At 61.2% G+C, this 25,260-nt stretch carries 21 protein-coding genes; 13 read left to right on the top strand and 8 right to left on the bottom strand.

What is annotated here, in order from left to right; translation table 11 throughout:
* The first annotated feature begins 5 nt into the window (after positions 1 to 5).
* The 9 genes from ACTIEN_RS17895 to ACTIEN_RS17855 all read left to right on the top strand — a co-directional run bounded on the left by ACTIEN_RS17895 (position 6) and on the right by ACTIEN_RS17855 (position 9,376).
* The gene (locus tag ACTIEN_RS17895) at positions 6 to 905 is read left to right on the top strand and encodes a dihydrodipicolinate synthase family protein (RefSeq protein ID WP_439524518.1); all 900 of its coding nucleotides are present in this window, start codon (positions 6 to 8) and stop codon (positions 903 to 905) included.
* Positions 905 to 1,198 carry a (2Fe-2S)-binding protein gene (locus ACTIEN_RS17890; RefSeq protein ID WP_439524517.1) on the top strand — a complete coding sequence of 98 codons (294 nt, stop codon included), beginning with the start codon at positions 905 to 907 and terminating at the stop codon, positions 1,196 to 1,198. Before ACTIEN_RS17895 ends, ACTIEN_RS17890 begins: the two co-directional genes overlap by 1 nt.
* A complete protein-coding gene (locus ACTIEN_RS17885) occupies positions 1,195 to 2,616 on the top strand; it encodes an FAD-dependent oxidoreductase (protein ID WP_439524516.1) in 1,422 nt (473 codons plus the stop codon). The genes ACTIEN_RS17890 and ACTIEN_RS17885 overlap by 4 nt, the downstream gene beginning before the upstream one ends.
* Positions 2,613 to 3,716: an NAD(P)/FAD-dependent oxidoreductase gene (locus ACTIEN_RS17880; RefSeq protein ID WP_439524515.1), complete on the top strand. Its 1,104-nt coding sequence runs from the start codon at positions 2,613 to 2,615 to the stop codon at positions 3,714 to 3,716. Before ACTIEN_RS17885 ends, ACTIEN_RS17880 begins: the two co-directional genes overlap by 4 nt.
* Positions 3,713 to 4,498, top strand: a complete 786-nt coding sequence (locus ACTIEN_RS17875; RefSeq protein ID WP_439524514.1) for an SDR family NAD(P)-dependent oxidoreductase — start codon at positions 3,713 to 3,715, stop codon at positions 4,496 to 4,498. The genes ACTIEN_RS17880 and ACTIEN_RS17875 overlap by 4 nt, the downstream gene beginning before the upstream one ends.
* A gap of 28 nt (positions 4,499 to 4,526) precedes the next feature.
* The gene (locus ACTIEN_RS17870) at positions 4,527 to 4,739 is read left to right on the top strand and encodes a hypothetical protein (protein ID WP_439524513.1); all 213 of its coding nucleotides are present in this window, start codon (positions 4,527 to 4,529) and stop codon (positions 4,737 to 4,739) included.
* A complete protein-coding gene (locus ACTIEN_RS17865) occupies positions 4,684 to 5,757 on the top strand; it encodes an AMP-binding protein (protein ID WP_439524512.1) in 1,074 nt (357 codons plus the stop codon). Before ACTIEN_RS17870 ends, ACTIEN_RS17865 begins: the two co-directional genes overlap by 56 nt.
* Positions 5,758 to 6,476: 719 nt before the next feature.
* Entirely contained in the window at positions 6,477 to 7,244 is a 768-nt protein-coding gene (locus ACTIEN_RS17860) for a hypothetical protein (protein ID WP_439524511.1), read from the top strand.
* A 596-nt stretch (positions 7,245 to 7,840) separates the two neighbouring features.
* Positions 7,841 to 9,376: a DUF4214 domain-containing protein gene (locus ACTIEN_RS17855; protein ID WP_439524510.1), complete on the top strand. Its 1,536-nt coding sequence runs from the start codon at positions 7,841 to 7,843 to the stop codon at positions 9,374 to 9,376.
* A gap of 137 nt (positions 9,377 to 9,513) precedes the next feature.
* Here the strand turns inward: ACTIEN_RS17855 and ACTIEN_RS17850 are convergent, their stop codons facing one another.
* Complete coding sequence (locus ACTIEN_RS17850) at positions 9,514 to 11,433, bottom strand: DUF4214 domain-containing protein (RefSeq protein WP_439524509.1); 1,920 nt, start codon at positions 11,431 to 11,433, stop codon at positions 9,514 to 9,516.
* A gap of 539 nt (positions 11,434 to 11,972) precedes the next feature.
* On the bottom strand, positions 11,973 to 13,928 hold the full coding sequence (locus ACTIEN_RS17845; protein WP_439524508.1) for a DUF4214 domain-containing protein: 1,956 nt from the start codon (positions 13,926 to 13,928) through the stop codon (positions 11,973 to 11,975).
* Positions 13,929 to 14,258: 330 nt separating this feature from the next.
* On the opposite strand from ACTIEN_RS17845, the gene ACTIEN_RS17840 reads away from it, so the two are divergent.
* The 4 genes from ACTIEN_RS17840 (at position 14,259) to ACTIEN_RS17825 (ending at position 16,848) form a co-directional block, all read left to right on the top strand.
* Entirely contained in the window at positions 14,259 to 15,626 is a 1,368-nt protein-coding gene (locus ACTIEN_RS17840) for a glycosyltransferase family 4 protein (protein WP_439524507.1), read from the top strand.
* A 168-nt stretch (positions 15,627 to 15,794) separates the two neighbouring features.
* The gene (locus tag ACTIEN_RS17835) at positions 15,795 to 16,106 is read left to right on the top strand and encodes a BrnT family toxin (protein WP_439524506.1); all 312 of its coding nucleotides are present in this window, start codon (positions 15,795 to 15,797) and stop codon (positions 16,104 to 16,106) included.
* Positions 16,063 to 16,332 (top strand): CopG family antitoxin, encoded by a 270-nt coding sequence (locus ACTIEN_RS17830; protein WP_439524505.1) that lies wholly within the window; start codon positions 16,063 to 16,065, stop codon positions 16,330 to 16,332. Before ACTIEN_RS17835 ends, ACTIEN_RS17830 begins: the two co-directional genes overlap by 44 nt.
* 300 nt (positions 16,333 to 16,632) lie before the next feature.
* Entirely contained in the window at positions 16,633 to 16,848 is a 216-nt protein-coding gene (locus ACTIEN_RS17825) for a hypothetical protein (RefSeq protein ID WP_439524504.1), read from the top strand.
* An 84-nt stretch (positions 16,849 to 16,932) separates the two neighbouring features.
* On the opposite strand, the gene ACTIEN_RS17820 is transcribed toward ACTIEN_RS17825, so the two are convergent.
* From ACTIEN_RS17820 to ACTIEN_RS17795, 6 genes are all read right to left on the bottom strand, one after another.
* A complete protein-coding gene (locus ACTIEN_RS17820) occupies positions 16,933 to 17,970 on the bottom strand; it encodes a replication initiator protein A (RefSeq protein WP_439524503.1) in 1,038 nt (345 codons plus the stop codon).
* A 403-nt stretch (positions 17,971 to 18,373) separates the two neighbouring features.
* Positions 18,374 to 19,663 (bottom strand): glycosyltransferase, encoded by a 1,290-nt coding sequence (locus ACTIEN_RS17815; RefSeq protein ID WP_439524502.1) that lies wholly within the window; start codon positions 19,661 to 19,663, stop codon positions 18,374 to 18,376.
* Positions 19,660 to 22,122, bottom strand: coding sequence for a glycosyltransferase (locus ACTIEN_RS17810; RefSeq protein ID WP_439524501.1), 2,463 nt, complete (start codon positions 22,120 to 22,122; stop codon positions 19,660 to 19,662). Before ACTIEN_RS17810 ends, ACTIEN_RS17815 begins: the two co-directional genes overlap by 4 nt.
* A gap of 5 nt (positions 22,123 to 22,127) precedes the next feature.
* Entirely contained in the window at positions 22,128 to 23,318 is a 1,191-nt protein-coding gene (locus tag ACTIEN_RS17805) for a class I SAM-dependent methyltransferase (RefSeq protein ID WP_439524500.1), read from the bottom strand.
* 364 nt (positions 23,319 to 23,682) lie between these two features.
* The gene (locus ACTIEN_RS17800) at positions 23,683 to 23,985 is read right to left on the bottom strand and encodes a chromosome partitioning protein ParB (RefSeq protein ID WP_439524499.1); all 303 of its coding nucleotides are present in this window, start codon (positions 23,983 to 23,985) and stop codon (positions 23,683 to 23,685) included.
* A 3-nt stretch (positions 23,986 to 23,988) separates the two neighbouring features.
* Positions 23,989 to 24,648, bottom strand: a complete 660-nt coding sequence (locus ACTIEN_RS17795; RefSeq protein WP_439524498.1) for a ParA family protein — start codon at positions 24,646 to 24,648, stop codon at positions 23,989 to 23,991.
* Positions 24,649 to 25,260 lie beyond the last annotated feature (612 nt).

Raw genomic sequence — 25,260 nt, 5'->3', positions numbered from 1 at the left:
AGACCATGCAAAAAGAAGATCTCCACGGCTATGTGCCAGCCATCGCCACGCCCTTCAACGACAAGGGCGAGATCATGGATGATGCTTTTGTCGAGCTGTTCGAATTCCTGATCGGACGTGGCGCGACGACGATCTGCATCGCAGGCGACAACGGCGAAAGCTGGGCGCTTTCAGCGGCGGAGCGGGGCCGCCTGGTGCGGCTGGCCAAAGACATCGCCAAGGGACGCGTCAAGGTGATGATGGGCATTTCGGCCCCGACCATCGACGCTTCGCTGGCCTATGTGAGGGCTGCCGAAGACAATGGCGCCGACGTGCTCTTGTCGATGCCACAAACCTATGTGCTGAAAGCCTCCGAGGCCGAGCTTTATGCCCGTTTCGACAAGGTGACGGCGGCGACGGATCTGCCACTGGTGCTGTATAACTCGCCGCGCCGCATGGGCTTTTCGCTAACCATCGACCAGACCGAGACCCTGCTCAACAGCCATAACATCATCGGCATCAAGGAAAGCCAGCGCGATTTCTTCTATCACACTCATCTGTTGAATCGTCTGGGTGACCGAATGTCAGTGATGACCGGGCCGTGCCACTATATCCTGCCGAACTTCGCTCTGGGGGCAAAAGGCTTCATCGCGACCGGGCCGGAATTCACCGATCTCATGCCCTCGGATATGGCGGCGGTTGGTGCAGGTGCGCCGGATGACAGATGGCGTCAGGCCCACTACCAACTGACCGTGCTTTACGAACTGTTGATGGGCACCGCCACCTGGCCTGCTTCGTTCAAGGCGGCGTTGAACCTGATCGGCCTGCCCGCCGGTGTGCCCCGCGATCCGGTGTTGCCCGCGACGCAGGCGGATATCGACAAGATCAAACGTGCCTTCGATCTGCTTGGCATCAGCTATTCCTGATGCGACTAACCCCTGATCAATCGGGCCTGATCCGGCGGGCCGCGATGGTGAGTTTCACCTTTGATGGCGCGCCGGTTGCGGGGCATGCGGGCGAAAGCCTGACCGTGGCGCTGTTGCGCGCGGGCCATCTGCATTTGCGCGATGCGCCCGAGGACACTGCGCCACGCGGGGCCTTTTGCTGCATGGGTCTGTGTCAGGAATGTGTGGTGCGGATCAACGGTCAGGTGGTGGAAAGCTGTCGCACCCTCGTCGCATCCGGCCTCGCCGTGACCTCGCTGAAAGATCGGGCATGATTGAGCGGAACGATATTGCGGTGATCGGCGCGGGACCGGCGGGGGCGAATGCGGCGCTGATCGCGTCACGCCTTGGGATGACGGTGACCCTCATTGACGAGCAACCCAAACCCGGTGGCCAGGTCTGGCGCGCGAAAAGTGCCGCCATTCTGGATGCTCCCTCCACGCCAGAGAGCGTGGCGGGTGGGCAGCTTCGCCAGCGGATGCAGAGCAGCGCAGTGGCCCATTTGGGCAATACCCGCGTCTGGCAAATCGAGCGCACCGAGGTCGGTTGGGTGCTGCATCTGCTGCACGCGGGGCGGGTCTCGTCGCTGCGCACGCGGGCGCTGGTGATCGCCACCGGCGCGCGCGAGTTTGTGCAGCCGGTGCCGGGATGGACCACGCCGGGTGTGCTGGGCCTGGCCGGAGCAACGGCCCTGTTCAAACAGGACCTGGCGCTGCCGGGCAAGCGCACTGTGGTTTCGGGCACCGGCCCGCTGGTGTTTTTTGTGGCCGCCGAAATCCGCCGTCTGGGCGGCGAGGTGGCTGCCGTGATTACGCCCAACAGTCGTGGCGACTGGCTGCGCGCATTGCCTGCGATGTTGCGGCAGCCTGATCTTCTTGGGCGCGGTGGTCGCTGGGTCGCTGATCTGATGCTTGCCGGGGTGCCGATCCATTGGCGTCATGCGGTAAGCGCGGTTGAGGGGGGCAGTGGCGTGGAAGCCGTGAGCCATCAAAAACTCGACGCCAATTGGTCGCCCAGGGGCGCGGCGCGGCGTGTCGAGGCGGATAGCCTGTGCCTTGGTAACGGGTTGATCCCGGCGATCGAAACAGCACAGATCGTCGGCGTCGGATTGCAGCATTGTCCCGCGTTGGGTGGCTGGGTGCCGCAACGTGGTGAGGATGGCGAAACCGAGGTGCCGGGGCTGTTCCTTTGTGGCGATGGCGCGGGCATACGTGGCGCTACGGCAGCAGAGATAGATGGTCAGCTTGCGGGCCTGCGTGCGGCGCAGCACCTTGGTGCCGACACGCAGTCGGAGCGCGCAGGGCTTCGCCCCGCCTACGTCCGGGCGTCGCGCTTTGGCATGGCGATGACCGCGCTGAGCATTCCGCGCAAAGGACTGGCCAATCTTGCGACCGAAAACACCCTCGTTTGCCGCTGCGAAAGCCTGACACGCGGCGCGATCGCTGCCGAGATCGCGGGCGGTGCGGGCAGCACCAATTCGGTGAAATCCGGCCTGCGGGCGGGTATGGGGCCCTGTGGCGGCAAGTTCTGCCAGACCGCTATTGCCCGCATGATTGCCAGTGCCGAGGGCCGGGTCGAGGCCGATGTGCCACCGCCAACCCCACGCCCGCCGCTGCGCCCCGTGCCCGTTTCGGCGCTGGCGGGCAATTTTGATTATTCTGACCTCCCCATACCGAAGCCGGCACCGCTATGACCCGTGTCTATGACATTGACATTGCCATTGTCGGCGGCGGCATCATGGGCTGCGCCGTTGCACTGCGGGTCTCCGAGGGCGGCATGGTGCCGATTGTGCTTGATCAAGGCGATCTGGGTCAGGGGGCGTCCGGTGTCAACGCGGGCACGCTCAGCCTGCAAATCAAACGCGTCAAACTGATGCCTTATGCGCTGAAGGGCCACCGCGACTGGGAACGCATGGGCGATGCGGTCGGGTTCCACAAGACCGGCGGCTATACGCTGGCCTTTACCCCGCACGAGGCCGTACTGCTGCATGAACGCCAATGCCTGAAGGCCGAAGCGGGCGCGCCGATTGCCTTTGTATCGCCGCAAGAGGTGCACAAGGCCGAACCCAATCTGGCGCAAAAGGTCGTGGCGGCGAGCTATTGCGCCGAGGACGGCTATGCAAATTCCTCTCTGACGGGGCAGTATTATCGCGGGCAGTTGCGCGATCGGGGCATTGCCTATCGCGAACGGTGCCAGGTCACGGCGATTGAACAGAGTGAGGGCTTTGTGCTGCAAACCCCCGATGGCCCGATCCGCGCGCGACGGGTGCTGCTGGCGGCTGGCGCGTGGCTGAAACCGGTGGCGGCGCTCCTGGGCGTCGATCTGCCGGTGCGGGCACGGATCAACACCGTCTCGGTGACCGAGCGGATGCCGCCCGTGGTCTCGACCGTCATCGGCCATGCCACCGGGCTCTTGACCATGAAGCAGAAACCCAATGGGACCGTATTGGTCGGCGGCGGCTGGCAGGGGCGCGGCACCCCGCAGGAGGGGCGCGGCCAGGTCACGGCGGCCAGCGTGCAGCCCAACCTTGCGCTCGCGCAATATGCGCTGCCCGCACTGGCCAAGGCCCGCGTGTTGCGCAGCTGGACCGGGTTCGAGGCCAATGTGCCCGACTTTTTCCCGCTCGCCGGGGCGCTGCCGGGGGTGGAAAACGCCTTTGTCCTGGGCTGCGTGCGTGGCGGCTACACCATCGGCCCCTATATCGGCGGGCTGATGGGTGATTTCATTCTGGGCCGGGAACCCGAACTGCCCCTGTTCGACCCCGCCCGCAACTTCGATGAGGACTCCACATGACCCCGAACCCAACAGACCCCACGCGCCTTGACGGCAAGTTGGCCATCGTCACTGGAGGTGGCAGCGGCATTGGTGAGGCGACCGCAAAGGTCTTTGCAAAGGCCGGTGCAACGGTGGTGGTGACAGGCCGCCAGTTGGGGCCGCTGCAACAGGTGGCGGAAGCCGTCGGCGGACACGCCATTACCTGCGATGTTTCGGATCAGGCGCAGGTCAAGGAGATGTTCGTCCAGGCGCAGGCGATCACCGGCAGGGTCGATGTGCTGCTGAACAACGCCGGTGGGCCGGGGCCGATTGCGCCGGTGGCCGAGGTCGATATGGGCGACTGGGTCGCCTGCATGAACATCAACCTGGTGGGTGCGATGTATTGCCTGCAAGAGGCCGCCCGGATCATGACGGCGCAGAAATCCGGATCGATCATCAACATGTCGTCGCTGATGGGCATTCAGGGTTACCCGATGCGCTCGGCCTATGTGGCGTCGAAATTCGCGATGATCGGTATCACCGAGACCATGGCGCGCGAACTTGGCCCTGTGGGTGTGCGCGTGAATGCGCTGATGCCCGGGGCGGTATCGGGCGCGAACATGGACCGTATCCTTGCCCGCCGCGCCGAGGCCGAGGGCCGCCCGGCCGCAGAGATCGAACGCGAGAACTACACTGATGTGGCGGCGCTGAAACGCTGGGTCGCGCCCGAGGAGGTGGGCCGCGCGGCGCTGTACTACGCCAGCGATCTCAGCTCGGCCATCACCGGCGACAAGATGAAGGTCGATTGCGGGAGGTTCTGAGTACCGCCGCAGGCCAAGAGGAAGCACCATGACCAATTTCCTTTGGACACCGAGCGATGCGCGGATTTCAACCAGCCTGCTTAACAGCTTCATGCAAGAGCATGGGCCGTTCGACGGCTATGACGCGCTTTGGGAGTGGTCGGTGGCGAAACCGGCGGACTTCTGGTCGGCGGTCTGGGATTTTTGTGGCGCTGATTGGCCATGCCGAAGACGGCGCGCGGTCCGAAATAAGCTGGTCTGAGCTCAAATCCGAAGTATCGCGCCTACAACGGGCGCTGCGTGCCGCCGGTGTGTGCAAGGGCGATCGGGTGGCGGGCATCCTGCCCAACATCCCCGAAACCGTTCTGGCGGTCTCCAGCCTTGGCGCGGTTTGGTCAAGCTGCTCGCCGGATTTTCGTGCGCAGACCCTGCTGGACAGGCTGGGACAGATCCGGCCCAAGGTGATCTTTACGGTTCCGGCCTATCACTACAATGGCAAGACCCACCTTTGCCTCGGCAAGCTGCGCGATCTTGAGGGCAAGCTGGACGATTGCAGGCATCTGGCAACCATCCCTAATGCGGGCGAATCCGGAGTGGCTGATGGGGCGGTGACGCTCGAAGCGTTCTGTGCGCCCCATGCACCGGCAGCGCTGGCATTTGAGCCGATGGGTTTTGACGACCCGCTGTTCATCCTGTTTTCGTCAGGCACCACCGGCCTGCCGAAGTGTATCATTCACAAGACCGGCGGCGTGCTTCTGCAACATTTGAAAGAGCACCAGTTACAAGGCGATATTCACCCCGGCGACCGGCTGTTCTACTACACGGCTTGTGGCTGGATGATGTGGAACTGGCAGGCCAGCGCGCTGGCATCGGGGGCGGTGCTGGTGCTGTTCTCAACCGACTCGCCGATCTCGCCGGTCTATGCCGGACAGGCACAGAAACGGCAACTGGACATGGCGGTGGATGTGATCGACGGGGCCGGAACCCAGGTGCGCGGCGGCTCTGGCGAGCTGGGGGCGCGCGGCGCGCATCTGTCGATGCCGCTGGGTTTTCTCAACGATCCCGACCGGGCGCGGTACCGAAGCTCGTATTTCGCGGCCCATGCGGGGCTGTGGACCCAGGGCGATCTGGTCGCGCTGACCGCCGAGGGCGGCATGGTGTTTTATGGCCGGTCGGACGCCACGCTGAACCCCGGTGGCGTGCGGATCGGCACGGCCGAGCTTTACCGCCAGGTCGAGCGCATCTCACCGGGATTGTCGCCCACGGGGCGTCGAGTGTGACACGCAACATCCCCAAGTGGATGAACGACGCCAGCCGAGTACTGTTTGTGTGTCTTGCGCCGGATGCCTTTGACCAGCTTGTCAGCGGCGTCTTTCGATGTTCCGGATTTCTTGTTCATCTTCGCTCCTTGATGGCTGCGATGAACCAGAAATCCTCCCTTACGAAAACCTCAATTCTGTCCCATAGGCGCTGACGTCTGACACTCATTTGGCCGCATTGTTCCGTCCACCCTTCCCACTGTCCTTTTGTGGATCATTATCGGTGCAGCCGCCGTGCAAATGCCTTGGCTACCACACGCCCGCAGAGGTCTTCGAGACCAAGCTGATGGAAATTCAGAACCGACTGGAATAAAATGAGATATTCAGAACTGCACTTCACCGTGAGTTCACAAAAAAGCACCGGCGATGACCTCCTTGCGCACCCTTCTCAAGCACTCCTGAACTTGGCGCTTTCTTGCCAAAGCATCGACCAGCTGCGCCGGCGTTATTCATGAATTGCGACGAATGTCCTTAAGCGCCGCAACGGAACCTTCCGAAAAAAGTCCTTGAATCAATTTGTTAGGATTTCGCCGCCGCTCACGCGCGGATGAGCGGGAACCGGCGACTGCTTTCTCGGCGTCCTGAATACTTCTTAAGCAATTGAAAATAAACGCGGGAACCAGCCTCGTTTGTTGGTGGTTTCCAGATCACTTCATGAAATCAAACGAACAGGTGAAACCATGACCTCGAAGACTTTCCTGACCACAACCGCATTGAGCCTTCTTCTCGCAACCTCCGCTTTCGCGCAAAGCGACAGTACCGCGCCCGCGACAGAAGAGAATCCGGTCATCAACGGCGCAACCGATGACGGCACAATGGCACCCGCCGCCACCGACAACACGATGGCGACGGATGGCATGGCCTCCGACGCGATGGAGGAACCGCAGAGCATCGCAGAGATGACTGTCGGCGAATTCCTCGGCCTCGACGTGGTCTCTGACGTCGGCGAAGATGTCGGTGAAATCGACTATGTGATCGCGGGGGCGTCAGAACCCGAAGCGGTGATCGGCATCGGCGGCTTCCTTGGGCTGGGCGAATACACGGTGGCGCTGCCGCTGAGCGATTTCACATTCAACGCCGAAAATCGGACGTTGATGGTGAACCGGACCGAGGAAGAACTGGAAGCAATGCCGGAATTCGATGAATCCGGCGTCGAGGGTCTGGATGACGATGTGGCGCTTGCCACGCTGATGCAGGACGATACCGGAACGTCCTCATCCACGTCCGACACCAGTGCGACCGGCACCGCAACCGACACGGCCGATGACGCGACATCGACAGACGGCATGGTCGAAGACGGGGCCGCAGATGGTGCCGCAGACAGCACGATGGACGAAGGTGCCGCAGACAGTGACACCATGTCCACGGAAGACACGGCGACCGATGACGCCGGTTCCGAAGAAGATGCTGAAGGCGAAGAAGAGGACGACGACACGTCGAATAACTGATATCGCCAGAAGAACCGGAAAGGGGGTCGCAGAAATGCGGCCCCCTTTTCTTTGCCGGATCACGCAAAGCCCGCCAGGACTGCGATATCCGGGGGCCCCACCCTGTCAGGCCTTGCTCCACACATCGTCCTTGATGACAGGTTTGCTTTGCGCAACCGGTGACATTTCCACTTGGCTGCAACATTCTGAATGTCAGGGCATGTTCTGAACAGGATTGCGACAAATCCCCCCGTCTTGCCGAAAAGAACGGACGTGGCACGCAGAGGGCCGGCGTGCCCCGATCCTGAAAACCACAGTCGGCCAACACTTGCCGACACCAAGGACAGAGCGCTTGCAGTCAACATGCAACCTGTTAGGGGACCGCCGAATAGCGAAGTTCTTGATATACATTCAGAGGTCAACGGGCAGGTCTCAGGCAAGACACAGACACGTCGTCTTCAAAGCGCAGATGGGCGACCCAATTCAGCCGTGGCACGGGCACCGAATACGGAGAACCGACACGGATTGAGTGAGGACCCCGTCTGACCGGAGGCGGGGTGATGTGTGGATTGCGGGTCTTGCACATCTGGCATCAGCACGCAGCGGAAGACACACGCATGGCGACGACACATGGCGGCAACCATTCCCCAAAGGGTCCGGTCACGATCCTTGGATACGCGTATGTTGGCGAAACCCTGATCGCGCGGCCCAACGGGATCGGCGATGCAGATGGGATCGACTATGACACGGCCACATTCCAGTGGTTGCGCGACGGGCAAGTGATCGCGGATGCGACATCGCGGACCTACAGCGTTTCTCTGTCGGATGTCGGGAAACAGCTGAGCATTCGCTACACCTACATGGATTTCGGCGGCACTCTGGAAGTCCTGACCAGCGATCCAGAGCCTGTTGTCCCCGCTGCCGGCACGCCGCTTCCGGAAGACAACGGCCCCTACAATCCCTTGATGATCCTTGGCGATGCGCGTGTTGGTGAAGCCCTGACGGCGCGGCCCAACGCCGTGACCGACACAAACGGGATAGATTATGGCACCGCGTCGTTTCAATGGTTGCGCGATGGCGAGATCATCCAGAACGCGACCGCTCAAAGCTACCATGTGACCGACGCGGATATCGGCGCAGAAATCAGTGTCGTCTACTCTTATGACGATCTGTCAGGGGCCTCCAAGTCCCTGACAAGCAATCCCGAACCGGCTGTCGAGACCCCTGCTCCCGTTGAGCCGGAACCGGCTCCACCCGTAGATGACAGCCTTCTCATCGGGACGTCGGATGCCGATACATTGACAGCGTCGGCCGGTCTGAAACGCATCAGTGGCCAGGAAGACACCGACACCGCGTTTTTCCCCGGGGATCAGTCACATTACACCATCATTCTTGGCCCTGACGGGGTGAGCGTCGCAGATCACCGCACATTCGGGCTGGGTACAATCGCGCTTGATGATGTGGAACTGATTGATTTCGGCACAGAGATCGACGCGTTCTCAGGCCCGATCAACCTTGACCGTTTCAGCAGCCACACCGATCTGGATCGCAGCGATCTGGAAGACATTATCGAGTTGTACATCGCCTATTTCAACCGGGCTCCGGATGCCATCGGTCTGAACTTCTGGGGAACGGCCTTCACCGAGGGGACGTCGCTCGAAGACATGGCGCTGCTTTTTGCGGATCAGGTCGAGACCCGCGAGATCTATACGCAGGATACCTCGAATGACGACTTTGCGGCTCTGGTCTACAACAACGTGCTTGGGCGCACACCAGACCAGGCCGGGCTGGAGTTCTGGGCGCGGGCGCTCGACAGTGAGGCCGTCTCGCGAGACCAGTTCATCCTGAAGGTTCTGCAGGGGGCCAGGTCGGACCTGAAACTGGACAATGGGTACGAGTTCGCAAAACAGCAAATGGCGGACAGGGCGTTCCTGGAAAGCAAGGTCGACCTGGGTGCTCAATTTGCAGTGCATCGCGGCATGTCGGACGTGGACCACGCTTCGGCGGTCATGGCCCTGTTCGATGGCTCACAAAACAGTCTCAACGAGGCTGTGGCAGCAATTGACAGCTACTATCAGGATGCCCTGGACCCGAACACCGGGGAATTCCTGCTGCAGATCATTGGTGTTCTGGACACTCCGTTTGATCTCTAGGTGATCCACGACACCCCGAGAGAACCGGGCTCACCGGGCAGACAGATCAAAGACAAGAAAGCCAGCCGGGAGGAAATCCACCGGCTGGCTTTTGTGTTCAAGCAGGCGCATCGAAACCGATGTCCCTGTGTATGGGGCTAGATCACAAAGGGATCGTCCATGACACCGACCAGCGGCATCAGGAAATCGCCGTTTTCGCCATCTATTGCCGCCGCATAAAGCGCGTCGATCGCATCGACCGTGTCCTGCACACTGGCCGCGCTGCCATCAAATAGCGCCGTGACCTGTGCTGCATCATCGGTGTTGGACATCCCGCGATGCACGGCAAAAAGCGCGCCAAGATCGGTCTTCTGATCCAGGTATGCCCGGTCCGGGCTGCCCTCTTCCACACCGTTCAGCATGGCCAGGATAAACTCGCCGCGCGCGACCTCGCCATCGTTGATCGCGTTGGACCAAAAGCGCAGCCCGTCAATGTCAGGCGCGCGGCCCAGCACGTTCTGATAGACATCCGACACAAACTTGAAGTTGTTCGAATTCTCGGGGTAGATCGCCAGCGTCTCCGGCTGTCCGGCAAACTCTGCGGCAATCTCTTCAAGAGACATGCCATTGGCATTTGCCGTACCCCAGAACGCAAGACCCACGGCATCCGGTGCGCGGTTGAAATAGGCGATATACATCTCGACAAAGCTTTCGAATGCAGCTTCGTCCAGCTGTGTGTGGCCCCCGAACTGACGCAGATCCATCGCTCCGTTGAACACCGCAAGGTCGGTGCCGAAGTCGATCAGTTCGACATTGTCGAGCGCAATTGTTCCCAACCCGCCATCCGTGCGGTCTGTGACTGTCACCCCGTCGGGGCTGAAACTGATGGTGTAGTTGGCCTGATCGCCCGCAAAGAACGCGGTGTCCACACCACCCAGACCGTCGATCCGGTCGAGCGCCGCGGTTGCGGTCAGATCGGTGTCATTCCCCGCCGTGCCTTCAAGCAGGCCACCGGTACGAGGTGTCGATCCCTGGCCCCCCTCATCCACGGGAGATCCAGACGCATCCGGGTCGGGCACCGGGGGTTCCGGCTCGCTGACCACCGTTTCCAATGTGCCGGCGCCATCGACAAAGCTCAATTGGACGCTGAGCGAGGCACCGCGATCATCCTGGGTGATCCTGTAGATCTGACCGGTCGCACCGGGGATCGGCTCTCCGTCCCGCAGCCATTGGAAGGACGCACCGGATTCATCAAACCCGTCTCGGTCGAAAACCGCATCGGTGCGGGCCAGCATATCCGCGCCTTCGACAGGAAAGCCAAGGATCACCAGCTTGCCGATCGGAACGGAATTGACGTGGTCTGCGGGCGGCGGCGTGGGATCGGGCGTTTCGGGCACATCCGGTTCCGACGGGGACTCGTCTACGGGTGGTGGTGTCGTTCCGCCCGGCACCGCGGGTTCAGGTTTGCTCGTGATGGTTTCACGGGTGCCTGCGTTGTCAAGATAGGTCCACTGAACCGAGATCGCGGCACCGCGGTCTGCAGTTGTGACGGCGTAGGTCTGGGATGTCGCCCCCGAGATCGGCTCACCGTCACGCAACCACTGATAGCTTGCGGATCCGAAGTTGATCCCGTCGTCGTCCTTGATGCCATTGGGGCGCGCGGTCAGCGTTTCGCCAACCACCGCGTCTCCAAGAATGGTCAGCGGGCCCACGGGGTCAGAGTTGTTCGGGTTGGAAATACCCGGATCCAGCGGAGACTCACTTCCAGTTGTTGGATTGGATGGCACAGTAGTCGGCACTGCCGGTTCCGGCTTGCTGGTGACCACCTCTTGGGTGCCGTTATTGTCAGTATACGTATAGCGGACACTGATCTGCGTTCCCGCGTCCGTGGAGGTAACAGCATAAGTTTGCTGGGTCGCGCCGAAAATCGGCTCCCCATCACGCAACCATTGAAACGCCTGCGTGGAATAGTTGATGCCATCGGCATCCTTGATACCGTTTGGACGCGCCGTCAGGGTTTCGCCGATCAAAGCATCACCAAGAATTCCCAGGGGACCGACTGGACTAGAATTGCTCACGTTTAGTGTCTCCTACCGAGAAATGTTCCGTTGCTTGAGTGGGTCGAAGGACTTCCCCCAGCGGTGTGCGCTTTCTTCGATGCAGAACAATCGTCAGAGCATGCAAGAGCTGTTGAATTGATGCCTAAAACACCAACGCCGTGATCGTTACACGGAATATCAAAGCCGCTTTTGCGAGTTATCTGCTCGTTGCCTTCTTCAGAACGGTCTGCGCCGCTATTCTTGCTAGCCAATGTGCTACCATCAGAGCATATATTTTCAAGTGTTTCGCTGAGGCTTAGTGGCGAGATTATGCCAAGCTGTGATGCTTTTGAGGTGCACATGATGCTGTCATTAGGGTTTTAAGTCGCCTTCTGAACGACAATTAGATGTTCGAAAACGTTAAGGTCCAATGAACTGCCCGTCTCACCTCGCTGATAACCATCCCGGGCAGCGGCTTTTGGGAAAGCTGAAAAGACAGACCTTACAGAAGACTGCATTTGTTCGACAGTTCCTTAGGCAGAGACCCTTGTTCAACGGGTGGCAATCCACAGAAGTTGCTAGACCACGAAGGGGTCATCCAGAACTCCCATAAGCGGCATCAGGAAGTCCCCGCCCATTGGTTCGATTGCTGCCATGTAAAGGGTTTCAATCGCCTCGACGGCCGATGTCAGGCTTTCTGCGCTGCCATCAAATAGCGCCATGACCTGTGCCGCATCATCGGTGTTGGACATGCCGCGATGCACGGCAAAAAGCGCGCCAAGATCGGTCTTTTGTTCAAGATACTGCTGGTCCGCAAGCTGTCGGTCGATAAACGCTTGCGATGAACCGGCGGGGGGAGCCGCATCCACTCCGCGCAGAACTTCGAGAATGAATTCGCCTCGGGTTACTTCACCATTATCCAACGCTTTGGTCCAGAAGCGCAGCCCATCAATGTCAGGTGCCCGGCCCAGCACGTTCTGGTAGACCTCTGCGGCGAACTTGATATTGCTCGTGTCCGAAGCGTAAGTCTGTAAAGTTTCCGGCTGTTCGGCGAACTCTGTGGCAATCTCTTCGAGAGACATGCCATCTGCATAGGCCGTGCCCCAGAACGCAAGACCCACGGCATCCGGTGCGCGGTTGAAATAGGCGATATACATCTCGACAAAGCTTTCGAACGCGGCTTCGTCTAGCTGTGTGTGGCCTCCGAACTGACGCAGATCCATCGCTCCGTTGAACACCGCAAGGTCCGTGCCGAAGTCGATCAATTCGACATTGTCGAGCTCGATGGTTCCCAAGCCGCCATCCGAGCGGTCTGTAACCGTCACCCCGTCGGGGCTGAAACTGATGGTGTAGTTGGCCTGATCACCCGCAAAGAACGCGGTGTCCACACCACCCAGTCCGTCGATCCGGTCGAGCGCCGCGGTTGCGGTCAGATCGGTGTCATTCCCCGCCGTCCCTTCAAGCAGGCCACCGGTACGAGGTGTCGATCCTTGGCCCCCCTCATCTACGGGAGGTGTAGGCGCATCCGGGTCGGGCACCGAGGGTTCCGGCTCACTGACCACCGTTTCCAATGTGCCGGCGCCATCGACAAAGCTCATTTCGACACTGAGCGAGGCACCGCGATCATCCTGGGTGATCCTGTAGATCTGACCGGTTGCACCGGGGATCGGTTCTCCGTCCCGCAACCATTGGAAGGACGCACCGGATTCATCAAAACCGTCACGGTCGAAAACCGCATCGGTGCGGGCCAGCATATCTGCACCTTCGACAGGAAAGCCAAGGATCACCAGCTTGCCGATCGGGACGGAATTGACGTGGTCTGCAGGACTATCGGACCCATCTGAATCCGTCGGTCGGTCGTCTTCGCTGGTGTCCTCCGTAGGGGGCACGGGAGGATTGCCCGGAACAGGGCGCTTTGCTGAACCGACCACGACTTCATCGTTACCAAGATTGTCACGGTACATGTAATGAACACTGAGTTGGGCACCTGCATCAGCGGAGGTCACAACATATGTTGGTCCAGTAGCATCTGGGATCGGCTCGCCATCTCTTAACCATTGAAAGGACTTGGTAGTTTCGTCGATGCCATCTGCATCACTGATGGAGTCCGGACGTGCTATTATAACATAATCCACCACCGCGGCACCCAGAACGGTCAGATTGCCTTCTGGAGCGGAGTTATTCGGATCGGAAGTACCAGGGTTCACCGGTGTTTCGGGCTCTTCGGTTGGCGTTGGAAGCTCCGTATCCGGCACCGCTGGTTCTGGATCGCTGATAACCGTTTCCTGCGTACCGAGATTGTCGATATAGGTATATTGGACGCTAATTTGGCTGTTAGCGTCTAAGCCCGTAACCAAATAGGTCTGCTGAGTGGCATCTGTGATAGGCTCCCCATCACGAAACCATTGAAACGCCTGCGTGGAATAATTGATGCCATCGGCATCCTTGATACCATTTGGACGCGCCGTCAGGGTTTCGCCGATCAACGCATCTCCGAGAATAACCAGAGGGCCGACTGGACTAGAGTTGCTCACGTTTACTGCCTCCTATGCGTGTTCGAACGGTACGCCAGCGCTCTTACCGACCAAGTCGCTGCAAAGCTGTGCTTTCGTCCGATCCGCAAACAAATACGAATTCCATTGCTCTATTCGCTTAGGCAAAAACTTGGGCGCAATGATGTTTGCAATACGACTATAATCAGAAGTCAGATGCCCTTGGCACGGTGCGCACGGTAGGTCTTTCGGCTTTGGCCCACGCATTTTCTTGCCTTGCCAAAGCGTTAAATCTGCGGGTCAGATAGACCTCGCGCCACACTTGCCGTAACACCCCGGCCAAGGGTTCAGAGGTCGGGACGGCGGACACACATGGCGCAGGTTTTCTTCGATGTCAGCGACATCGTCACCTATATCCGCGAGCACCGTCAGGTCAGCGGCATTCAGCGGGCGGCGGTGCGGATCATCGCGCAGGCGGTGCGGGTGCGTGGGTGCGATGTGCATCTGGGTTTTCATCATCCCGGCCGCAACACCTACCTCACCTGCCCCGCCGCCGATGTGATCGCAGCGCTCGAGGCGTTCGACATCGAGGCCCTGGCCCCGGCGCTTGGGGTGCGGGCGCTGAAGGCGCGGATCCCGGCGCAGTTTCTCGAACGCTACCGGGGTCATCCGTACAAGCAGGCCGCCCATATCGTACGGATGCGGCTTGCCGGCTGGCGCGGGCGGTCGCGCTATTTCGACAAGCGGGGTCTGGATTTCGGCCTGTGGCAAAAGCTCTATGGTTCCCGCAAGACGGTCAGACAGGTGGCTTTGCGCCCGTTCCGGGAGGTTGCGCAACCCGGCGATACGATCTGCGGGCTGGGCGCGATCTGGGGGCGCGGCAAGGTCGAAAGCGCGTTTCGCAGCGCGTCAGAGGCCGGGGTCCGGGTGTTCCTGCTGGTGCATGACCTGATCCCGATGAAGCTGCCCGAGCAGGCCGACCCGCGCGCGGCCCGCAGCTATCACAGGTGGCTGGTGGCCTCGGCGGAGTATGTGACCGGATACCTGGCCAACTCCAAGACGACGGCGGCGGACCTGCGGGGCTTCCTTGCCGAACAGGGGCTGGAGGGCACCGTCCACGTCACCCCGCTGGCGCAGGCCGGGGTCGGGATCGAGGTGGACGCCCCCCCTGCCCTGAGCCCGCTGGTACATGAAGCGACCACGGTGCCGTATGTGCTCTGCGTGGGCACGATCGAGCCGCGCAAGAACCTCTGGCGGCTGGTGCAGGTCTGGGCCCGGCTTTCGCGGCGAAACGACCTTGAGATGCCGCGGCTGGTTCTGGCGGGCAAGCGCGGCTGGCTGACGACCGGGTTCCTCGACATGCTGGAGCGCACGGGCGGCCTTGGCGGCTGGGTGATCTGGCTTGATGCGCCGGATGACGGCGAACTCGATCACCTCTACCGCCATTGCCTCTTCACCGCGACGGTGAGCCTTTACGAAGGCTGGGGCCTGCCGATCGGCGAAGGGCTGAGCTATGGCAAGACCGGGGTGGTGTCGCAGACATCGTCCATGCCCGAGGTCGGAGGCGACATGGTGGCCTATTGCGATCCCGCGTCGATGCAGAGCGTGGAGGCGGCGGTGCTGCGCTGTCTGGACGGGACCGAGCGGCAGGCGCTGGAGGCGCGGATTGCCGGGACCACATTGCGCAGTTGGGAGGATGTGGGCCGCGACGTGATGGCGGCGCTGGAGGCGGTATCCTGACGTGGGAAAATGTTTCGCGCGCGAAACATTGGGTCCGGTTCGGACCTATTAAGGGTTTGGTAAGTATAAGGTTTCCGGCGCTCGCGAGAAGACACCGACCCGACCACCCAAGACACATGGGACTATGTTCCTGTTGAATTTGTGCGGACAAATGTACATACTCTATCCATGAAGATCAGAGGCGTTGAGTGGGATCACGGCAATTGGCCGAAATGCGGAAAACATGGCGCGACGAAAGACGAGATCGAGCATGTGCTGGAGTATACGACCTTCCGCCTTCGTGACCCCTACCCTGATGAAGAACGGTACAACACCGCGCATCCTGCCATGACAGGTCGCCATATCTTCGTGGCGTACATGTATCGGGAGCGCGCGGACGGGGTCTATCTGCGTCCGATCAGCGCCAGACCCATGCACGAGAAGGAGGTGAAACGATATGAGCACATCAAACAAGCCATGGCCAAAGCTCAAGACCGATGACGAGGTGGACGCGTTCATCGCCGAGGCCGACCTGTCCGAATACGATTGGGGACAGCCGGAACCCGTCTCGCATGAGTTCGAGGACAAATCCGCCCGCGTGACGATGCGGATGCCCGAAAGCCAGCTTGCGCGGATCAAGGCCGAAGCCGAGCAACGGGGCATGAAATATCAGAAGTTCATGCGCGTGCTTATGGAACGCGGTTTGCAGAGCCTGGGGCCGAGGTGATCGAAGTGCGTCCAGATCACGGCGGATCGGGACGCCTTCAAAGCGTGGCAGGCTGAAAGCGGCGGGACGATGCTCGACTACATGAAGGTCAAAGGCAGGGTCTGAGGTTGCGCTGAGTCATCCTCCCCACACACGACAACATCATGTTGATAACACATGCGCTGAAATTCAATATATAGTATAATATTGCAAGTTTCTGCATTGGATCAACGTTTCAAATGTTGCATCGACTCCCAAGGGAACTAATGTCGCGGAAGCGAGAAGCGAGACACGTTTAGCCATTATAGGGCGGAGTGTGTCATGCCGAACGAGACCATCACCAAGATTATAGATTACAGCTTCCAGCTCATTGCGGATGCCAACCTGTCGATTGGATTTGTCCAAGGCACGGGATTGGGCGCGGTATTGCTCGCGGTGATCGCGATCAGTTTCATTCGCTCTCGATCTTTTTTGCGGATGCGGTGGGTTGAGCTTGTCCAGGCGTGGCGCGGAAAGCCACAACCGCCAGCAGAATGACCCCGCCCGTAACAAACCGCGAACGTCGCGGAACGGGTGTTATGGTACGCATCCCGAGATTGAGAGCGTCACGTCCAATAAGCCCTACCCCTCCCCGCGCTGCTGGGCCCATTTCTTGCAGAAGCCCAGGAACGCCATCTCGGGATTGCGGGGTTTTGTGCTGGCCCAGCCGCGCCATTCGGCTTCGATGACGTGCACGTCCCAGCCGGGGGCGGCGGCGCGGGCCATGTCATAGACCTCCGGATCAAGGGGCGGGATCTCCACCGCCTCGGAGCGGTCGTCACCCACGGTGCCGCGCGAGCGGGCGATCAGGTGGTCCTTCTCGTCGTCGATGCGGATCTCGTAATCCGGCATGTGGTTGTATTCGCTGTCTTCCTTGGCGATGGCCAGCACGAGGCGGCGGAATTCGCGCAAGGTGGAGCCTGATCCGCATTTCTTCTGCAGCACCGCCATCGACACACGCCATTCCTTCTGGCGGCCGCAATGTTTGCGCGCCAGTTCGTAGATGCGCCGCTCCAGCGGTTTGCGCAGGCGGAAATACTCGCGGCTGAGCGTGAGGACTTCCTGCGCGCGGATCGCGTTGAAGACCCAGTCCGACAGCTTGACCTCGACCTCCTGCATGCGCCCGTCACGGGTTTCGCGCACGATCTTGGCCCGTTCGATCAGGCCGAAGGTTTCGAAGATCTCTTTCCCGCCGGTGGTGATGTTGGTGGAAATCCGCGTGCCTGCAAGGCGTTCCATCGCTGCCTTGAGAAGATTGTAGCCGCGCCCGGTGGTCATGCGGTTGGTCGCCTTGAGCAGGTCGGCGGCCTGAAAACGGATCACCTGCTGGGGTTCCTTGCCGTCGTTCATGCCTTTGATGAGCGAGGAGATGCAGTAGATCAGGATGTCGCGGTCATGCACCGTGGCAAGGCCGTCGACCGAGGGCTTGATGTCGATGGTGACGCCGTTGTGTTCGTAGCGGCGGGGCCGTGTGTCGGGTTTTGTCGAGAGCGAGAAGATCGGGTGCTCCATCGAGCCCATGTCGCCCTTGGGGGCCGCATCGAGGATGTCGCAGACGAAGAAATCCCCCTGCGGATGGCGGTCCGGCAGCAGCGGATAGGCGGTTGGCGCTGTGGACATGGGCACGCTCCTTAACGACACTTCACACACAGAGCACCGTACAACGACATTTCACACACGCCAAGGCCAAAACGACATTTCACACACGCTTGCTTCGACACTTCACACACGCCCTGGTCCGGAAAGACGAGTCGGCTCAGGGGGGTATCGCGGGGTTTCAGGCCGCATCGCGCGCCGATTCGGGAATCACCACTCTACACACGGTGAATCACCACTTTACACACGCAGAATCACCACTTTACACACAGGGGGTCACGCCAAGGTACTGTAAATGCACCGAAAAATCGGGGTTTGAGAGGGCGTAACACGAGTCTAACACATATTAACACCCAAGAGCCCGGATCAGGGCCCAACACGCAGCGTCGCGCGGGTGAGTCCCGACGGGCCTTTTGCCGAGAAAGGCTTAAAGCCGTTTTGACAGCGCTGCCTGATAGAGCGGTGTCGGATGGGGGGCTTTTGCGAGGGTTTCGCGCACGCGGCGGGCCTGCAGGGATTGGGCGGCGTCCCCGGCGAAGCGTTCTGCCACCTCGGCGATGCCACGGGCATAAAGCGCGGGTGTGTGGCGGTCTTCCAGACGGGCACGCCCGGTTTCTCCGAGCAATGCACCAAGGCTGCGATCCGCGTTGATGCGGCGCACGAGATCCCGGAGCGCCGCGATCTCTCCGTCGAGCGGGATCTTGAAGACGGTGTCGTCGGGCAGCGATCCGTACCAGCCCAGATCGGTGACTACGGCGGCGGCGGACGCGTTCCAGATGCGCAGCTGGCTGCCCGAGGCTTCACCCATCGTGGGATAGCGCAGGTTGAAGACCAGATGCGCCCCGGCCAGGGCGGCATCAAGCTCGGGTTCGGGGACAAAGCCATGCACCTCGACATGGTGTTCCAGCCCGAAGCGTTCGAGCTTTTCGCTGAGCACCGAGCGGTCCCAGACATTGCCCATGATGTCGAGTTTGAAGTCGATCTCGTCTTTCAGGGGGCCAAGCGCCTCCAGCACCTCCCAGAGGCGGCGGTTGGGGCCGATATGGCCGAACTGCACCAGCCGCAGGGGGCCGTCCTGCGTGCGCGCTGCCGAAGGGGCGGTTGCGGAGGGACGGAACGGCAGGTCAAGCTGGTAGGACGGGATCATGCCGATGTCCTGCACCGCCTCGAACGCGGCCGGGGTGTGCGACAGGACCGAAACGGCGCGATCAAGGGCAAGGTGAAAGCCCGGATAGGTCTCGGACAGCACATTGGCGCCGGATCGGCGGGCCTGCACCTCTTGCGCGGCGGCCAGACCCTCGGGGCCATACCAGCGCAGCATCTCCGCCTCGTAGACATCGCGCGGGAACCCGGCAAAGCGCATGGCGTCGTTGAGCATCTCCTGAATGGCCAGATCATGCAGGACGATGATCGACGGCACCCGGCGGGCCAGTTGCAGGAACCCCGCATGATAGGCCCAGGAATTGCCGATATGGATGAAGATCGCATCCGGCCCGGTGCCATGGCCGGACTTTGCGAAATCGCGCGGCAGGGTGTGGTGCGGGTCGATCTTGCGCACCGGGCAGAACTCCTCGACGGCGCGGTCCCAGTGGCGGGCATCGGTCCAGACCGTCAGGTCCGTGGCCTTGGCCAGTTTCGGCAGGATGCGGTAGGTGTAATGCGCGATGTCGGTGGTGGCCTCGGGGATGGGCGAGACCCAGTGGACCTTGGGTTTCATGACGCGCTCCCCGGCAGCGGGGTGGATTTGACCACGCGCAGGAAGGCGTCCTGTGAACAGGGCAGTGACAGGGTGGGCGCACGGCCCGAGCCGGTCATGACACCGACGCCGGCCTGGTAGAGATGCAGGCGCAGGGTGCCCTGCCCGTCTGGTGTCCCGTCTGTCCCCGCCGGGTCGAGCCTGAGCGCGATCTCACCGCTGCTGCCCGGCGCGATGGGGGCGGTGACCGGTTGCATCAGGTGCTGGTGGCGCAGATTGCCCTCGGGGTCGATCCATTCGGCCAGAACGCAGGTGGCGTGATCGCCTGTGACCGACCACCACTGTGCCGAGCGGTTGCTGACGGCGATGCGGGTGAGACCGGTCTTGTCCTCGCGGCTGGTCACCGACAGGCTACCGGACATGCGCGTGGGATCGCCATGATAGAAGCGTGTCGGCAGGCCGGTGGCGCGGCCCTCCTTGCGGGCGAGATAGAAGATGGTTTCACCGCGCAGGGTCAGATCATCCTCCCGCGCCACCAGAAGTTCGGCGGTGCGCGGATCGACCTTGCGGTCATAGACGTCGATGGTCCTGAGCGACACGGTCTCCAGCCCCGCCGCCTGCCCCAGTGTCGGCAGTTCGGGGGGCGCGTATTCGCGGTTGTGACGGCCATAGACGCCCCCCGAAGGCACGAAGATTCCGAAGGAATAAGGCGCGATGCCGTTCAGCATCTTGTTGACGCCACGATGGCTCACGACGTTGGGCGTGGTCAGAAGGATGTGCCCGCCGGGTTTCAGGACGCGGGCGGCTTCGGAGAAGAAGAAATAGGGATCGAGCGCCAGGTGTTCGAGGATTTCCATCCCCGTCACCAGGTCAAAACTGTTGTCGGCATAGGGCCATGGATCGCGTTCGGAATTGGCGGCTTCGAGCGTGATGTCGAAACCGGGCAGGTCGCTGTTCCCGACGGTTCGCACGGTTTGCCTGTAGGGATCAGGGCCTTCCCAGAGCCCGGCCATGTCGATGCCGGGAAAGCGGTTCGCCAGCAGCGCTTGAAAGACCAGCGGCGGGAACACACCGACATCCAGCGCCGAGGCGACCTCAAGACCGTCGAGCGCCCGCAGCGTGGTCATGTAGCGCGTCCAGTGTGTGCCGAGATAGCTGGCAAGGCCCGCATCGATCGGCGGCGCGTCGTCACCCAGAAGGCCGGGCAGTTCGTCGAAGGCATAGGCGGCCAGCACGTCTTCGATGGTGTCGAAGGGCAGACCCTCGGGGGGCTCAGGCGGCGCGATGGCGTCCTTGAGCGCCTCGACCGCCAGATCCTGCGGTGACAGCTCTGGCGTGGCCTCAGCGGCCTCTGTGGTGTCTTCCGGGGGCGTTGCGGCCCCCTGCCCTACGCTGCCGGGTGTCGGCGTCGGGTGTACCGCCTGATCAGAGCGCCCGGCGAGCGTTTCGACCACATGTTCCCAGGTGATCTGCATGTCGGTGTAACGTGCCAGACCCGCCTGCCCCATGCGTTCTGCCGCCGCCCGGTCGGACATCAGCTCCTCGAAGGCCTGACCCAGCTCGGCGGGTTTGGGCGCGGTGACGCGGCCCTCGGCGCGATCGGTGATGAATTCGAGCGGACCCCCGGCATCGGTCACGGTGATGACGGGGCGGGCCGCCAACATCGCCTCGAGCGTGATGTAGCCGTAGTCTTCGTCCTGTGGCACGAAGACCACCGCGCGGGCCTCGGCGTAGTGGCGCAGCAGGGTGGCGTCATCGACCCGACCCAGCCACGTCACCCGGTTGGCAATGCCCAGTTCCAGCGCCAGCGCATGCAGATCCTGCTGGTAGCCGGGGTTTTCGGCCACACCCGCGATCACCAGCTTGATCTTCGAGCGTGTCGCGGCCAGCCCGCGCAGGATCAGTTCCAGCCGTTTGGAGGGGTTGATGCGGCCGGGCGCAAACAGGTAGTCGCCATACTCCCCCTGCCAGAGCGCCTCGGCATTGGGCGGCGGGTGATAGAGCGGCGTTGCTTCCAGATCGAGATACTGGTTCAGGCGTTTGGCGACATTGCCGGAATTGGCATAAAGCGGATGCGGGCTGGCGGTGAAGGCGGCGCGATCCTCGGCATGGATGAGCGCGCGCAGGGCATCACCATCGGGGTCGTGCATCAGGTCGGCATCGCCCGCTTCCCAGAGATCATAGGCCGAGCGGTGCTGGTGGATGATCCAGAACAGCTTGTTGGGATGGTTGGCGAGCCATGCCGGGAACTTGAGCCCGATGGCGAGATCCACCGGCACACCCTCGAATTCCGAGATGTCATGCATGCGCGCGGCAAGGATGTGATCGGCCAGCACCTCTCCGGGATACCATTTGAAGGGCAGCGTGATCTCGGTCGCCTCGTGGCCATAGGCGTTGAGGGCGCTGACAAGGTTGGCGGCGTGCCGTTCGGCCCCACCCTGCACAAAGGGAACCTGTGTGCGAAGAACACCGATGCGCATGGGGGTCAGTCCTCTTTGGTCAGGTTGGGGTCTTGGGGTTTGGTGCCCAGCACGGCAAGATCCTGTGGACCAAAGAGCAGGAACGCCAGTTCGTCGTTGAAATCGGGCGTGTCGAGGAATTCCTTGAAGCGTGCATGCGGGTTCAGCGCGCGCACCTCGACGGGGTCGAACCCGGCGGTGTCAAACAGCACCGTCAGCACCTGTTCCGGCATCGGTTTGAGATGCGTGGGATCGGTGTGAAAGGTCGTGGCCCCGACCAGCACGTTGCGGGTGTGCGGGGTCTCGAACAGCAGCACGCCGCCGGGTGCCAGCACGCGCAGCGCTTCGCGGGCGATCCAGGCCACGGCATCGAACGGCAGGTGTTCGACAAGGTGATGCGCGGTGATCAGCGACAGGCTGTTGTCCGGCTGGTCGGCCAGTGCCTTGAGCGCATCGCCCAGGCGCACGTCCAGCCCCTGTTCCCTGGCGGCCTCAATCTGCACCGCGTTGGTATCGACGCCGAAACCGTCGATCCCGGCGCGTTTCAGCAAGCCCAGCCATTCTCCGCGCCCGCAGCCGATATCCATGACCGGCTTGCCCCCGGTGCGCATCACCGCCGATTCCACATCGGGCAGGTAGATCCGCAGCCGATCCGCAATGTCCTCGACCGATCCGCGATGGCGGTTTTCGAGCCGGTGATAGAAGCTGTCCTTGAAAGCCTCGAACCCCTCGGAGGCAGGCAGGTCGATCTGCGGCTCCTTGGGTGAGAGGTCTTCGGCCGCCGCCCCACCCCGCTGTCCGATCTGGTCCACCCGGCGCGACACATCCGAAAACACCCGCGCCATAAGCGAGGTCTCGGAGTGCAGCGTGTTGTGCAGATGGGTGCGTTCGCTGCGGAATTCATGTACGAGGCTGTCGGTCAGTGCCTGATGCTGCGCCAGCCGCTGTTGCAGAAGCGCGATGTCGTCGAGCAGTCTGGAGCCATTGGGGCCATGACCTTCGAGAAGGGCTTTCTGTTCATCAGCGGTGCGCCAGATCTCGCGGATGTCGCGGCCAAAGCGCCCCAGTTCACCTTCGATATCGTCCATGCGCAACTCGGCATGGGTGATGCGCTTGCGCGCATCCTTGGCCATGTGTTCGGTCCGGCCCAGTTTGAAGATGGCCGAAACATAGCGTTCCAGGCGCTTGATCGGGGTGAGTTTGCGGCGGGGGGTCATATTCCTGGATCCTGATTGGGCGGGCTGTTGTGGCACCGTGTCCGCTTTGCGCGATCCTGTCAGGCGCGCTGTCATACTGGCGAGGTTCAACCCCTTTGCGGGGGGCTTTTCCACGGGGTCGGGCATCTGGAACGCGGCTGGCGCGGCAAGTCTCTGGTCCACGGAGGGTGAGAAGGTTCTTACATCTGTGTCCGGCCGCGGCACATCGTCGGATGTCATTGAGAAACCTCTCTCATCTGCCTGTCTTTCAGAGCGCCCCTTGGGCTGTGCCCGGCGGTTTGATCCGCGCCCCGTGTGCCATCGCGCATCCGACGATGCCATTCAAGCTGTTGTTGGCGTTATCGCGTGCCGTTCGGGCGACCTGTCACACATCATGTTTGGCCTTGTAGAGCGCCCAGGCCTCTTCGATCACCACACCCTGCTGCACGCCGCGAAAGCGGGCCTCGGCGGCGATGTCGCGGGCAATTTCGGGCATCACCTTGGCGTGGACCTGGCCGGTGCGCGGGCTGGGTTTGCGGCCGCGACGTTTCTTGGGGGCGCGATCGACGAAGCCGTGCTTTTCCGCCGCTTCATCCGAGCGGGCCACCGTGCCGGGGCTGCTGTCCTTGGGCTTCGAGCGCAGCTTTCCCGGTGTGATCGCAATCCCGAACGGGTTCTTGTCGGACATGTTCTATCCTTCCCCTGCCAGACGTCTGTAGACCTGCATCGCAAAGGCGCGGGCATTGTCACGCGCGCCCTGCATGTTGCCCTGCGCGGGCATCGAATAGAGATCACCGCCAAAGGCGAAGAGCCCGGAAAAGGCCGCGCGTTCCATCAGCGGCGGGTCGATCACATCGACACCCTGATCGCGCAGCGACGCCTCGATCCCCTTGTGCTGTTTCGACACGATCGCCTTGGTCATGGTGAAGACGACGGCATGCGGGATCTGTCGATCCAGCGCCTCTTCCTCCTCGGCGATCAATTGCAACGCGCGGGCACCGATGGTGGCATCGAGCGTGGTGGCGCGCATCGGGGTCAGCACCAGGTCCGCCTGGCTGATGGCACGGCTGACAAGTCGCGAGGCAACCCCTTCGAGATCGACCACGACGACCTGCCCGTCGCTGTCATGCGCCTTGATGGTGCGCACGATGTCCGCCTCGGAAATGTCTGATAACACGGTGATATGTTTCGGCAGATCGGACTGGCTGGTCCAGAGGGTCAGGGACCTGTTCGGGTCGCAATCGAGCATCGTCACCGGCACACCTTCATGCGCCAGTTCGGTGCCCAGAAGCACGGCTGTCGTGGATTTTCCGGCGCCCCCCTTGGGAGAGGCGACAACGATGGTTGGCATTATGGGCTCCTGCTCTTTTCTATTTACCCGATTGGTTGTCTAACCGGATTAAACGGGTAATCCAATAACTTTATTTATCCGGTAAGCTATTATATCGGGTAATTGAATAAATCGGGTAAATATTAATACCCGGTAATTTTGAATATCGAGGAAACGGGGCCGTGCTGGAGCGCCTGTGTGCCACGCGACCTTGGGGCATGGGCCTTCAGAGAGAGGTTCCCCAAGGGAAGAGTTGTTGCGGATCGGCCACGTTTAGAAAGTGCGGTTTATGCAAAACCTTTTAAAAACAGTGATTTGTGAGAAATTCCTAAAAGGGTATATAAATCACTATACAGGGGTATGAGTTTTGCTATACATTTCTCCTTGTTGAACTGGAATCGAAGGTTTAGAAGCCTTCGCAGTTGAACCCCGCCGGTTCTCAAGGGACGCAGTGCGTTTAATTTGGCGGCCACAAAGTGGGGACAACAAACGATCGTTGATGGGGCCGAATTAATCGGGCACCGAAATTTAAGAGGAAGATAAGCTATGGCTCTCGACCTAAGCACGCTGACAGCTGAACAGCAGGTTGCAGCAATTTACATCGGTTACTATGACCGTGCCGCCGATCCGGTC

It is taken from the genome of Marivita sp., from assembly GCF_051859345.1.
GTDB lineage: Bacteria > Pseudomonadota > Alphaproteobacteria > Rhodobacterales > Rhodobacteraceae > Marivita.
Note: the sequence above shows the minus strand (reverse complement) of the source record. Positions and strands in the feature narration are given on the sequence as shown.